10 protein-coding genes, 1 pseudogene and 1 riboswitch are annotated in these 12,436 nt (G+C 71.4%); of the genes and pseudogenes, 6 read left to right on the top strand and 5 right to left on the bottom strand.

Going from position 1 to position 12,436, the window contains the following annotated elements; all coding sequences use genetic code 11:
* Position 1: 1 nt before the first annotated feature.
* On the bottom strand, positions 2-1,153 hold the full coding sequence (locus ABD946_RS32185) for a globin domain-containing protein (protein WP_345289156.1): 1,152 nt from the start codon (positions 1,151-1,153) through the stop codon (positions 2-4).
* Positions 1,154-1,464: 311 nt separating this feature from the next.
* Here ABD946_RS32185 and ABD946_RS32180 point away from each other — a divergent pair, with 311 nt between their 5' ends.
* The 5 genes from ABD946_RS32180 (at position 1,465) to ABD946_RS32160 (ending at position 7,622) form a co-directional block, all read left to right on the top strand.
* The gene (locus tag ABD946_RS32180; protein WP_345289155.1) at positions 1,465-2,748 is read left to right on the top strand and encodes an extracellular solute-binding protein; all 1,284 of its coding nucleotides are present in this window, start codon (positions 1,465-1,467) and stop codon (positions 2,746-2,748) included.
* A gap of 96 nt (positions 2,749-2,844) precedes the next feature.
* Positions 2,845-3,840, top strand: coding sequence for a carbohydrate ABC transporter permease (locus ABD946_RS32175; protein WP_345289154.1), 996 nt, complete (start codon positions 2,845-2,847; stop codon positions 3,838-3,840).
* Positions 3,837-4,748: a sugar ABC transporter permease gene (locus tag ABD946_RS32170; RefSeq protein ID WP_345289153.1), complete on the top strand. Its 912-nt coding sequence runs from the start codon at positions 3,837-3,839 to the stop codon at positions 4,746-4,748. Before ABD946_RS32175 ends, ABD946_RS32170 begins: the two co-directional genes overlap by 4 nt.
* Positions 4,749-4,855: 107 nt before the next feature.
* On the top strand, positions 4,856-6,571 hold the full coding sequence (locus ABD946_RS32165) for a glycoside hydrolase family 13 protein (RefSeq protein WP_345289152.1): 1,716 nt from the start codon (positions 4,856-4,858) through the stop codon (positions 6,569-6,571).
* Between the two features lies 1 nt (position 6,572).
* Complete coding sequence (locus ABD946_RS32160) at positions 6,573-7,622, top strand: LacI family DNA-binding transcriptional regulator (RefSeq protein WP_345289151.1); 1,050 nt, start codon at positions 6,573-6,575, stop codon at positions 7,620-7,622.
* Between the two features lie 51 nt (positions 7,623-7,673).
* Here the strand turns inward: ABD946_RS32160 and ABD946_RS32155 are convergent, their stop codons facing one another.
* Together ABD946_RS32155 and ABD946_RS32150 are read right to left on the bottom strand one after the other, a co-directional pair.
* Positions 7,674-7,877 (bottom strand): hypothetical protein, encoded by a 204-nt coding sequence (locus tag ABD946_RS32155; protein WP_345289149.1) that lies wholly within the window; start codon positions 7,875-7,877, stop codon positions 7,674-7,676.
* 66 nt (positions 7,878-7,943) lie between these two features.
* Positions 7,944-9,095 (bottom strand): transglycosylase family protein, encoded by a 1,152-nt coding sequence (locus ABD946_RS32150; RefSeq protein WP_345289148.1) that lies wholly within the window; start codon positions 9,093-9,095, stop codon positions 7,944-7,946.
* Positions 9,082-9,282: riboswitch (cyclic di-AMP (ydaO/yuaA leader) on the bottom strand. It overlaps the preceding gene by 14 nt.
* 191 nt (positions 9,283-9,473) lie before the next feature.
* On the opposite strand from ABD946_RS32150, the gene ABD946_RS32145 reads away from it, so the two are divergent.
* Positions 9,474-11,213, top strand: coding sequence for a hypothetical protein (locus ABD946_RS32145; protein WP_345289147.1), 1,740 nt, complete (start codon positions 9,474-9,476; stop codon positions 11,211-11,213).
* Positions 11,214-11,671: 458 nt separating this feature from the next.
* Here the strand turns inward: ABD946_RS32145 and ABD946_RS32140 are convergent, their stop codons facing one another.
* Together ABD946_RS32140 and ABD946_RS43090 are read right to left on the bottom strand one after the other, a co-directional pair.
* Positions 11,672-12,001, bottom strand: coding sequence for a hypothetical protein (locus ABD946_RS32140; protein ID WP_425558754.1), 330 nt, complete (start codon positions 11,999-12,001; stop codon positions 11,672-11,674).
* Positions 11,998-12,436, bottom strand: a pseudogene (locus ABD946_RS43090) (hypothetical protein); the annotation flags it as partial. The pseudogene ABD946_RS43090 and the gene ABD946_RS32140, both read right to left, overlap by 4 nt.

Here is a 12,436-nt window from a genome sequence, read left to right as displayed (position 1 = left end):
CCTACTGCCCGGCGAGCCAGAGGTCGGGGCCGAAGACCTCGTAGTGGATGGCGTCCGCCGGGACGCCGCGCTCCAGCAGCTGCCCGCGGGCCGCCCGCATGAAGGGGAGCGGGCCGCAGAGGTAGGCCTGCACACCGGTCGGCAGCGGGACGGCGGAGAGGTCGACCAGGCCGTCGGTCTCCTCGTACCAGCGGTGCAGCTCCGCCTGCGGGAGGGCTCCGGTGAGCTCGGCCAGCTCCGCGGCGTGGGCGTGCGCGGCGGGGGAGCGGTCGCCGTGGACGGCGACCACGCGGCGCTTGGAGCCGGTGCGGACCAGGTGGTCGAGCATGCCGATCATCGGGGTGCAGCCGATGCCGGCGGAGGCGAGCAGCACCGGCGCGTCGCCGTCCCGGAGCACCAGGTCGCCGAAGGGGTGCGAGACGGAGAGCTCGCCGCCGACCTCCAGGTGCTCGTGCAGCCGGCTCGACACCTCGCCGTCGCGCTTCACGGTGATCCGCCACTCGTCCCGCCCGGGGGCGGCCGAGAGGCTGTACTGCCGGATCTGCCGTGCGCCGTCCGGGAGTCGGACGCCGACGCTGACGTACTGGCCGGGCAGGAAGGCGCCGACCGGGGCGCCGTCGGTGCGGCGCAGGGTGAAGGAGACCGCGTCGGCGGTCTCGTCCTGCCGGCCGGTGACGGTCATGGACTGCCAGACGTCGCCGGGCTCCAGGCCGGCCTCCTGGTACAACTTGGCCTCCAGGGCGACGAGTTCACCGGCCATCAGCCAGTAGAGCTCGTCCCAGGCGGCGGCCACCTCGGGGGTGACGGCCTCGCCGAGCACCTCGACGATGGCGGCGAACAGGTGGGTGTGCACCACCTGGTACTGGGCCTCGGTGACACCGAGCGAGGCGTGCTTGTGGGCGATCCGGGCCAGCATCGCGCCGGGCCGCACCTCGGGGTGCTCGACCAGCAGGGTGGCGTAGGCGGCGATCGAGCCGGCCAGTGCCTGCTGCTGCTCGCCGCTGGCCTGGTTGCCGCGGTTGAAGAGGTCGCGGAGCAGTTCGGGGTGGGCGGTGAAGAGCTTGGAGTAGAACAGCGGGGTGATCTCCCCGATGGCCCCGCCGACGGCGGGCAGGGTGGCGCGGACGGTCTCGGTCGACTGCGGGGAGAGCACGGGTCCTCCTGGATGGGGTCACGGCTGCGCTCTCAATATAAATGGTGATCGCCATTTAAAAAGTGGGCCAAAGGTCCCGATCTCCGCCGATCCGGCCCCGCCACCGTCCGGCAACGCGCAGGACACGCGGACGTAACGATCCCCGGTTCTTGCAGAAACTTGCTGCAAGACCTTTCGGCGCCGCTCGCGCCGCTGTTACGTTCCTTCCCGAGCCCGACGGCCACGAGCAACGGCGCAGTCGGCAACGGGACAGCCATTATGCGCCGTCCCCCTCCACTTCGGGCACCCCCACCTTTCCCCAAGGAGTTCTCATGCGGCGTGGCATCGCGGCCTCTGCCCTCGTTGCGGCCCTCGCGGTCACCATGGCGGCCTGTGGCAGCAGCGGCTCCGGTTCGGACGACAAGGCCGCCTCCGGCCCGGTCACCATCACCTACTGGGACACCTCCAACGCCACCAACGAGGCGCCGAACTACGAGGCCCTGGTCAAGAAGTTCGAGGCCGCCAACCCGAACATCAAGGTCAAGTTCGAGAACGTCCCGTTCGACCAGGCGCAGAACAAGCTGCAGACCGCGATGGGCGCCACCGGCGCCCCGGACGCCTTCCGCGCCGAGGTCGGCTGGACCTCCGCCTTCGCCAAGGCCGGCTACCTGGAGCCGCTGGACGGCACCGCCGCCCTCGCCGACAAGGCCGCGTTCCAGCCCAGCCTGATCCAGCAGGCCACCTTCGAGGGCAAGGTCTACGGCGCCCCGCTGGTCACCGACACCCTGGGCCTGCTCTACAACAAGGAGCTGTTCACCAAGGCCGGCATCACCAAGGCGCCCACCACCTGGGACGAGCTGAAGACCGCCGCCGCCCAGGTCAAGGAGAAGACCGGCGCCGACGGCTTCTTCCAGCGCGCCGGTGACGGCTACTACGCGATGCCCTACCTGCTCGGCGAGGGCACCGACACGGTGGACGCCAAGGGCAAGAAGATCACCGTGAACTCGCCCGAGGCCGCCAAGGCGATCGAGACCTACAAGTCGATGTTCACCGCCCCGGGCACCGTGAAGGCCGACGTCACCACCGACTCCTACGCGCACATGATGGACGCCTTCAACAGCGGCAAGGTCGCGGCGATCATCCAGGGCCCGTGGGAGGTCACCAACATCTACAAGGGCACCGCCTTCGCCGACAAGAAGAACCTCGGCATCGCGCCCGTCCCGGCCGGCTCGGCCGGCAAGGCCGGCGCCCCGACCGGTGGCCACAACGTCTCGGTCTACGCCGGCTCGGACAAGGCCCACAAGGAGGCCGCCGCCAAGCTGGCCGGCTTCCTGACCTCGGCCGAGAGCCAGGCCTTCCTCGCGCAGAAGAACTCCACCCTGCCGACCCGCACCGACGCCTTCACCGCCGAGGTCAAGGCCGACCCGGGCATCGCCGGCTTCCAGGCGGTGCTGGCCTCCGCCCAGCCGCGCCCCGAACTGCCGGAGTACTCCTCGCTGTTCGCCTCGCTCGGCACCAACCTGGGCAAGGTCGTCCAGGGCCAGTCCGACACCAAGGCCGGCCTGGACGCCGCCGCCGTGGACTACGCCAAGCTGCTCCCCGGCTTCGCCAAGTAAGCCCCAGGAAGCACCTCGCAAGCCCGCCGCCCGGGCCGCCCACCTGACGGAGGTGGCCCGGGTGGCTGCCACCCACTCCCGAGAAGGTGTCAACTCATGGCAGTCGCCGTGCAGGACGCGCCGGCCGAGGACGGACGGCGCTCCCGTCCCGGTCTGCTGGCCCGCGTCAAGCTCTCGTACAGCAAGTACTGGTACGCGTACGCGATGGTCGCCCCGGTCGTCATCGTCCTCGGGGTGCTGGTCGGCTACCCGCTGGTGCAGGGTCTGTACCTGACCCTCACCGACTCCAACAGCCTCAACTCGGCCCGCACCATCGGCGTCAAGCACATCCCGGCCACCTACGAGTTCATCGGCCTGCACAACTACGCCGACGTGCTCTGGGGCCCCGGCTCCTACGACCGCTTCTGGTCGCACTTCGTCTGGACCATCGCGTGGACGGTCATCTGCGTCACCGTCACCTACGCGACCGGTCTGGCGTTGGCCATGCTGATGAACCAGCACCTGCGCGGCCGCGGCCTCTACCGGCTGATGCTGATCCTGCCCTGGGCGGTGCCCACCTTCGTCACCGTCTTCTCCTGGCGTCTGATGCTGGCCGACGGGGGAGTGGTCAACGGACTGCTCGGCAGCGTCGGACTGCCCGAACCCTCGTGGCTCTCCGACCCGTTCGCCCAGAAGGCGGCCGCCATCGGGGTGAACACCTGGGTCGGCGTGCCGTTCATGATGGTCTCGCTCCTCGGTGGCCTGCAGTCCATCCCCGGCGAGCTGTACGAGGCCGCCGAGATGGACGGTGCCACCCCCTGGCAGCGCTTCCGCCACATCACCCTGCCGGGCCTGCGCACCGTCTCCTCCACCGTGGTGCTGCTCGGCGTGATCTGGACCTTCAACCAGTTCACCGTCATCTTCCTGCTGTTCGGCAACGGCGCGCCGGACGCGCAGATCCTGGTCACCTGGGCCTACCGCCTCGGCTTCGGCCAACAGCCGCGCGACTACGCCCAGTCGGCCACCTACGGTGTGCTGCTGCTCTCCATCCTGATCGTCTTCACCAGCTTCTACCGCCGTTGGCTGGCCCGGAACGAGGAGTCGTCCCGATGACCGCGACCATCGAGGAGGCCGTGAACACCCCGGCCCCGAAGGCGAGTTCCCCCGGCCGTCCGAAGAAGGTGCGCCGCCGCGGCGAGTCCTCACCCGTGGTGAAGGCGCTCTCGCACGCCGCCCTGGTGCTGGCCAGCCTGATCGCGCTGTTCCCGGTGCTCTACATCGGCTTCATCTCGCTCGGGCCGGACAAGATGGACTACCTGCACCCCGGGCAGATCCTCTCCAAGGTGACCTTCTCCAACTACACCAAGGTGCTGTTCGAGACCGACTTCGGCACCTGGTTCCTGAACTCGGTGATCGTGGCCGGCGGTACCACCGTCTTCGGCGTGCTGGTCGCCGCCACCACCGGCTACGCGGTCTCCCGGATGCGCTTCGCCGGCCACCGCCAGCTGATGTGGACCCTGCTGGTGACCCAGATGTTCCCTATTGCGGTCCTCATTGTGCCGATGTACACCATCCTCTCCGAGCTGAAGCTGCTGGACGGCTACCTTGGCCTGATCATGGTCTACTCCGCCACCACCGTCCCCTACTGCGCCTGGCTGCTGAAGGGCTACTTCGACACCATCCCGGTCGAGATCGACGAGGCCGGGCGGGTGGACGGGCTGAGCCCCTTCGGCACCTTCTGGCGCCTGGTCATCCCGCTGGCCCGGCCCGGCCTGGCGGTCGCCGCCTTCTACTCCTTCCTCACCGCCTGGGCCGAGGTGGCCTTCGCCTCCACCTTCATGCTCAGCTCCGGCAAGTACACGCTGGCCGTGGGCCTGCAGACCTTCATCAGCCAGTACGAGAGCCAGTGGAACCTGATGGCCGCCACCTCGGTGCTGATCGCCCTCCCCGCAGCTCTGGTCTTCTACCTGGTACAGCGTCACCTCGTGACCGGTCTGACCGCCGGCGCCGCGAAGTCCTGACGGCCTGACGTACCGTCAAAACCGCCCCCGCACCTGCCTGTTGCCGCGAACCGGCCGCCCCGACCGGGCGGCCGGGCCGCCACCGAGTCCCCAAGGGATGACTGTCCATGACCCAGAACCTGGCCGACACCTCCCGGCCCGCCGCCCCCGCCGCCGAGTCCGACGCCGACTCCTCCGCTGCGAACGGTGCCGCCGGCAGAGGCTGGTGGCGGGACGCGGTCATCTACCAGGTGTACCCCCGCAGCTTCGCCGACTCCAACGGCGACGGCATGGGCGACCTGCCGGGCGTGCGCAGCCGGCTCCCGTACCTGCGGGACCTCGGGGTGGACGCGGTCTGGCTCTCCCCCTTCTACGCCTCCCCGCAGGCCGACGCCGGCTACGACGTGGCCGACTACCGCGCGGTGGACCCGATGTTCGGCACCCTGCTGGACGCCGACGGCCTGATCCGGGACGCGCACGAGCTGGGCCTGCGGATCATCGTGGACCTGGTCCCCAACCACTCCTCGGACCAGCACGAGTGGTTCCAGCGCGCCCTGCGCGAGGGCCCCGGCTCGCCGCTGCGGGACCGCTACCACTTCAAGCCGGGCAAGGGCGCGGACGGCGAACTGCCGCCCAACGACTGGGAGTCCATCTTCGGCGGCCCGGCCTGGACCCGCACCGTCGACCCCGACGGCACCCCCGGCGACTGGTACCTGCACCTCTTCGCCCCCGAGCAGCCGGACTTCAACTGGGAGAACCCGGCCGTCGCCGACGAGTTCCGCTCCATCCTGCGGTTCTGGCTGGACATGGGCGTGGACGGCTTCCGGATCGACGTCGCGCACGGCATGGTGAAGGCCCCCGGCCTGCCCGACCTCGGCGCCCACGACCAGCTCAAGCTGCTCGGCAACGACGTGATGCCGTTCTTCGACCAGGACGGCGTGCACGCCATCTACCGCGCCTGGCGCCGGATCCTGGAGGAGTACCCGGGCCAGCGGATCGGCGTCGCCGAGGCCTGGACCCCGACCGTCCAGCGCACCGCCAACTACGTCCGCCCGGACGAGCTGCACCAGGCCTTCAACTTCCAGTACCTGGGCACCTCCTGGGACGCCGCCGAGCTGCGCGAGGTGATCGACCTCTCGCTGGACTCGATGCGCCCGGTCGACGCCCCGACCACCTGGGTGCTCTCCAACCACGACGTCACCCGGCACGCCACCCGCTTCGCCAACGAGCCGGGCCTGGGCACCCAGATCCGCACCCCCGGTGACCGCGAGCTGGGCCTGCGCCGGGCCCGCGCCGCCTCCCTGCTGATGCTCGCCCTGCCCGGCTCCGCCTACGTCTACCAGGGCGAGGAGCTCGGCCTGCCGGACGTCACTGACCTGCCCGACGAGGTCCGCCAGGACCCGTCCTTCTTCCGCGCGGAGGGCCAGGACGGCTTCCGCGACGGCTGCCGGGTGCCGATCCCGTGGTCCGGCACCGAGGCCCCCTACGGCTTCGGCCCGACCGCCGGCGGCCCCAGCTGGCTGCCGCAGCCCGACAGCTGGGCCGGGCTCAGCGTCGAGGTCCAGACCGGCGACCCGACCTCCACCCTGGAGCTCTACCGCTCCGCCCTGACGATCCGTCGCTCCCACCCGGACCTCGGCGCCGGCGAGTCGGTGGAGTGGCTGGAGACCGGCGAGCACCTGCTCTCCTTCCGTCGCGGTTCCTTCGTCTGCACCGTGAACACCGGCTCCGAGCCGGTCCGGATCGCCGCTCCCGGCCGTATCCTGCTCTCCTCCACCGAGGCCGTCGCGGTGGAGGGCGAGACGGTCCTCCCGGCGGACAGCACCATCTGGTGGGCGGTCTGACATGGTTGCAATAGGCTCTGGGATCGTGACTACGGCGCGACTCTCGGACATCGCGGCGCAGGCGGGGGTCAGCGAGGCCACCGTCAGCCGCGTCCTCAACGGCAAGGCGGGCGTCTCCGCGACGACCCGTCAGACGGTGCTGGCCGCACTCGACGTGCTCGGGTACGAGCGGCCCACCAGGCTGCGCCAGCGCAGCGCTGGCCTGATCGGCCTGATCACGCCGGAGCTGAGCAACCCGATCTTCCCCGCCCTGGCCCAGGTGATCGAGCAGGTGCTGAGCCGGCACGGCTTCACGCCGGTGCTCTGCACCCAGACCCCGGGCGGCTCCACCGAGGACGAACTGGTGGAGATGCTGGTCGACCGGGGTGTGGCGGGCATCGTCTTCGTCTCCGGCCTGCACGCCGACTCCACCGCCGACCACGACCGGTACGCCAAGCTGACCGGCCGCCAGGTGCCGTTCGTGCTGATCAACGGCTACAGCGAGAAGATCGCCGCGCCGTTCATCTCGCCGGACGACCGGGCCGCGATGTGGATGGCCGTCCAGCACCTGGTCGAACTCGGCCACGAGAAGATCGGCCTGGCGGTCGGTCAGCGGCGCTACGTGCCGGTGCTGCGCAAGATCGAGGGCTTCACCGCCGCGGTCGGCGAGTACCTCGGCCTCGGCCCGGACCAGGCCGCCGAGTACGTCCACCACACGCTGTTCAGCGTGGAGGGCGGGCACGCCGCGGCCAACGCCCTGCTGGACAAGGGCTGCACCGCGATCGTCTGCGGCAGCGACCTGATGGCGCTCGGCGCGATCCGGGCGGTCCGCCAGCGCGGGATGGCGGTGCCGAAGGACGTCTCGGTGGTCGGTTTCGACGACTCGCCGCTGATCGCCTTCACCGAGCCGCCGCTCACCACCGTCCGCCAGCCGGTCGAGGCGATGGCCACCGCCGCCGTCGACGCCCTGCTGGAGGAGGTCAACGGCAGCGGCTCGCAGCGCGGTGAGTTCATGTTCCAGCCCGAGCTGGTCATGCGCGGCTCCACCGGCCCGCGCCAGCACGGGCGTTAGGACGCGCGAGAGGGGCCCGGGGTCGTCGTGACCCCGGGCCCCTCCGTGCTGTCAGCCCTCCTGGACGACACCGCCCCTGGGTTCGGTGAGGCGCGCCTCGTCGGCGGCGTCGCCGGTCCGTGCCTCGGTGCGGCGCGAGCGCGCGAGGTAGTCGCGCAGGATCAGCTCGACGGCGTCCTGCGGGTTCTTGGTGCCGGCGAGGAGCATCAGCTCGATCGCGAAGTCGGCTTCCAGGGAGACGTTGACCTTGGCCATGGCGGCAGGATACGGCCGTGCCCCCGGAGCCGACCAGGTCTCCGGGGGCACGGCTTCATGCCGTCGTCAGACGCGGCCCGCGAAGTCGGGGGCCCAGTTGGCGATGGTCTCGGTCTTCACGCCGGCGCGGGGGTTGGCCGCCTCGACGTACTTGCCGCCGCCCAGGTAGATGGCGACGTGGTAGACGCCGGAGTTGGCGCCGTTGTTGGACCAGAACAGCAGGTCGCCCGCCTGGAGGTTGTCCAGCGAGACCCGGGTGGCGGCGTCCGCCTGGTCGTTGGCCACCCGCGGCAGGGAGATCCCGGCCTGGCGGAAGGCCGCCTGGGTCAGGCCGGAGCAGTCCCAGCCGCCGTTGCTGCTGCCGCCGTAGACGTAGGCCTGGCCGACCTTGGAGAGCGCGAAGTTGATCGCGGCGGCCTTGGAGCCGGTGGCGACGGTCGCGGTCTGCTCGGCGGCCGCGGCGGCGGACTTCTTCGCCTTGGTGGTGGTGCCGGCGGAGGCCGAACCCGACTGCGGGGCGGTCGACTTGGGGGCCGGAGCCGGGGCCGGGGCGGCCTGGGCGACGTTGCCCAGGACCAGCTGCTGGCCCGGGTAGATCATGTCCGGGCCCTCGGTGAGCTGAGCCTTGTTCAGCTCGTAGAGCTTCTCCCAGCCGCCCTCGACGTTCTGCTGCTGGGCGATGGTGGAGAGCCAGTCACCGGCCACCACGGTGTAGCTCTTGGCGGCCGCGGGCTGCGCGGCCGGCTGGGCGGCGGGCTGCTCGGCGGCCTTGGGAGCCTCCGCCTTCGGGGCCGCGGTGGTGGTCGAGGAGGTGTCGACCTGGGCGGCGGCGCCGCCCTTGGTCAGGCCCGCCTTGACGGAGCAGACCGGCCAGGCGCCGGGGCCCTGGGAGGCGAGCACCTTCTCGGCGACCGCGATCTGCTGCGCCTTGGTGGCCTGGTTGGCCTGCGGCGCGTACTGCTTGCCGCCGAACTCGGCCCAGGTGCTGGAGGTGAACTGCAGGCCGCCGTAGAAGCCGTTGCCGGTGTTGATCGACCAGTCGTTGGTGGACTCGCACGCGGCGACCTTGTCCCACACGGAGACGGGGGCGGCCGAGGCGGTGCCGGCGGTGAGGGTCGGGATGGTGAGGCCGATGCCCACGACGCCGGTGGCGGCGATGAGTCGGCGGGCACGCTTGGAAGTGGTGCTGGACAGCACGAAGACGCGTTCCTCTCCCACGCCTGCGAGGTGAGCTGTCGGATTCGGGCTGGAGTTGCCCGGCCGTGCCTGAGCGCGGCTTCACCCCAAGCCTGAAATCGGTCATACATGACCAAAACCAGGCGACTTACCTGTGGTTCCCCCGCCCCTGCCGCGGTGCTGATGAGCTGCCGACCCGTCCGGCGGCAGGATTCGGCGTTCCGGAGGGGCTGGGTCCGTGTGGTCACGAACAGGGCGTCACGTTAGGCAGAGTTAAGTTGAAACCGCAAACCCCTGTGATGCTGATCATGGTTTCTTTACCGACTCTTCATGAACCGGAAGCTGTCGATCCGGATGTCGATTCCGATCGATTCTGTTCAAATTCCTTGCGAGCAAAGGGATTTGCCTATGCTTCGGGTCATGCGGCACGCGAGAGGGCCCCAGTCGGGCCCGGCGGACAACGGATCGGCAAAGGTCAGTCGCCGGAAGCTCCTCATCGGCCTGGCGATCGGCACCGCCCTGGCGGCGGTCGGGGTGGAGGAGGTGGTACGGCGCAGCGGCAGCGGTCCTGACGCCCCCTCGGCGGCGAAGCCACCGCCGCCGACGGAAGCTTCGCATTCGCACGGTGCTTCGCCCGGTGCCTCTGACAGCCCGTCCGCCTCGGCCTCGCCCACCGAATCGGCCGCCGCCTCCGCCTCGCCCGCCGAGACGGTGCGGCCGCGGAGCTGGTCCGACCCGGCCGGCTGGAGCGGCGGCGCCGCGCCCCGCCCCGGCGCGGCGGTGCGGATCACCGACCACGTGCTGCTGGACGGCGACGTGACGGTGGGTTCGCTCCTGGTCGAACCGTCAGGTTCGCTCACCTTTGCCCCGGATCGTCCGGTTTCGCTCACCTCGCACGGCAACGTCGAGGTCCGCGGCGCGCTCACCCTCGCCCCGTCGAACGCCGCCACCGTCCACGCCGTCCGCTTCCCCGCGGTCGACGAGGGACGCTTCCAGGGCGGCGGGATGGCCCTGGTGGAGAGCGACACCGGCCTCTGGGTCACCGGCTCCGGCCGGCTCCGCCTGGCGGGCGCCCAGCGCACCGCCTGGGTCCGCGCGGCCGGCCCGCTGAAGGCCGGCGACACCAGCATCCGGCTGGCCGCCGCCCCGGCCGGCTGGCAGGTCGGCGACGAGCTCGCCGTCACCCCGACCGGGACGCCCGACGCCGAGGGCTTCTCCGAGCGCTACGACCACCGCACCGTCACCGCCGTCAACGGATCCACCGTCAGCCTGGACGGCCCGCTCAAGTACGCCCACCCCAAGGTCACCACCGGCGGCGGGGTGAGCGTCGGCGCCGAGGTGCTCAACCTGACCCGCAACGTCCGGGTCGAGGGCACCGAGAAGGGCCGGGCCCACGTCCACATCACCAGCAACCAGCGGGCCGACGTCCGCTACGCCGCGCTGCGCTGGATGGGCCCGAGGTCGGCCGGCAAGGAGAAGTGGGCCGGCAAGCCCGTCACCGAGCCGGTGCTCGGCCGGTACGGGTTGCACTTCCACATGCTCGGCGACACCACCCGGGGCACCGTGGTGGAGGGCGTGGTGGTCCGCGACACCGGCAGCCACGCCTTCGTGCCGCACAACTGCCACGGCATCACCTTCCGCTCCTGCATCGCCCACCAGACCTGGGAGGACGCCTACTGGTGGGACGGTCCGCTGGACACCCGCACCCCCCAGGGGCCCTCCAACGACATCACCTACGACGCCTGCGTGGCCTCCCGCACCCAGTTCGACCCCAACCCGCGCGGCTACCGGCTGACCGGCTTCAGCCTCGGCGCGGGCAAGGGCGGGGTGGCCCGGGACTGCGTGGCGGTCGGCGTCCAGGGCGCCAACGGCGCCTCCGGCTACGAGTGGCCGGAGACCAGCGAAGGGGTGTGGACCTTCGAGCGCTGTCTGGCCCACAACAACCTGGAGAACGGCATCTTCGTCTGGCTGAACGCCGAATTCCACCACACCGTGGGCCAGTTCGTGGCCTACCACAACGGCGGCTGGGGCATCGAGCACGGCGCCTACCTGAACGACTTCGACTACAGCGGAAACCGTCCTGTACGGCAACGCGGCCGGCGGAGTGGCGATCCACGCGCTCGGCCGGGACAGAGGGCACCGTCTTCGACGGCCTGCTGATCGACGCGGCCGGGCAGTCGGACTACGCCGTCTCCACCGCGCTGCACCAACTCCCGGGCGAGACCGTCCAGGTGACGCGCAGCAAGTTCACGGGATACCGGAAGGCCGGGGTCGCGCTGCGCGCGGTGGACGGCGGGGCCACCGGAGGACAGTCGCCATCCTCGGACTGCGAGTTCAGCGGCACCGAGCTCTGGATCGACCCGAAGCTGCCGACCCGAAGCGGGTGGTGCTGCGCAGGGCCGGGGCGGACCAGGCCCAGGAGATCCACCTCTCGGGCGCGCCGACCCCGACCACCAGCGCCGTTCCACCACCGCGCGCCGTGGTCACCCCCGAGGATCGCGCTGCGGGACGCGGCGCCGCTCTCCTGAGTCCTGGGTCGCGGAGTCCACACGGGGACGGACGCGAGGGGGCCCCGTACGGTTGCCACACCGTACGGGGCCCCTCGTGCTGTCGGGGTGTCAGGCCTCCGGCTGCTCCTCGAAGGCGGGCTGCGGGAGCGCTGCCAGGTACGCCGAGGCGATCAGCTGGCCGACGGCCGGGTAGGCGCCGAGCGGGGCGGCGCTGGGGCAGTCCGCCTCCTCGGCGGCGGTGGCCAGCAGCTCCGGGTCGGCCTCGGGGCCGACACCAGCGGGGCCAGCGCGGGGCGCTGGGAGCCGGTCGCCTTCAGGGTGGTTGACGGCCGCCAGCACCGAGCCGGGCACGTCGAGCGCGGCGCCGACCACCGGGACGGCCAGGCGGGCAGGCCAGCAGCACGCCGGTGATCTCGGCGGCCTGGGCGGCGTCCTCACCCGCCGGCGGTGGTGAGCACGATGCCGTCCGCGGCGGTCGCGATGGCGAACAGCCGGGCCGGTCGGCCCGGGCCAGCCCGGCCTCGGAGAGGCGGACGTGGACGGCCTCGGCCAGCAGCGGGTGCGGGCCGAGCACGTCCGTCACGACGGCGCCGTGCGCGGCGGCCAGCTCGTGAAGGCCGGTCAGGAAGCCGTGCGGGCCGGGAGGAGGGGCACCAGCACCGGGGCGGGCAGCCCGGCCTCGGTCGGCCCGGGCGAGCAGCCTCGGCCACGGTGGGGGAGGAGTCGTCCTGGGAGCCGTCCAGGTAGGCGGCGGCGGTCTCAGATGCCGGGCTGCTCGCGCGCACGATCGAGAGCAGTTCCTCGACCACGGGGCGGACCTCCGGCCCGGCGGTGGCCGGAACGGCCAGCACCAGCGTCGCGCACCCGCCGGGA

It is taken from the genome of Kitasatospora albolonga (assembly GCF_039535905.1).
GTDB classification, from domain to species: domain Bacteria; phylum Actinomycetota; class Actinomycetes; order Streptomycetales; family Streptomycetaceae; genus Kitasatospora; species Kitasatospora albolonga.
The sequence above is the reverse complement of the archived record's forward strand: the minus strand, read 5'-3'. Positions and strand labels throughout refer to the sequence as shown.

Bases quoted from the DNA above. Each gene is read 5' to 3' on its own strand.
- ABD946_RS32180 (WP_345289155.1), top strand. From the start codon at position 1,465: ATGCGGCGTGGCATCGCGGCCTCTGCCCTCGTTGCGGCCCTCGCGGTC.
- ABD946_RS32175 (WP_345289154.1), top strand. From the start codon at position 2,845: ATGGCAGTCGCCGTGCAGGACGCGCCGGCCGAGGACGGACGGCGCTCC.
- ABD946_RS32170 (WP_345289153.1), top strand. From the start codon at position 3,837: ATGACCGCGACCATCGAGGAGGCCGTGAACACCCCGGCCCCGAAGGCG.
- ABD946_RS32165 (WP_345289152.1), top strand. From the start codon at position 4,856: ATGACCCAGAACCTGGCCGACACCTCCCGGCCCGCCGCCCCCGCCGCC.
- ABD946_RS32160 (WP_345289151.1), top strand. From the start codon at position 6,573: ATGGTTGCAATAGGCTCTGGGATCGTGACTACGGCGCGACTCTCGGAC.
- ABD946_RS32155 (WP_345289149.1), bottom strand. From the start codon at position 7,877: ATGGCCAAGGTCAACGTCTCCCTGGAAGCCGACTTCGCGATCGAGCTG.
- ABD946_RS32145 (WP_345289147.1), top strand. From the start codon at position 9,474: ATGCGGCACGCGAGAGGGCCCCAGTCGGGCCCGGCGGACAACGGATCG.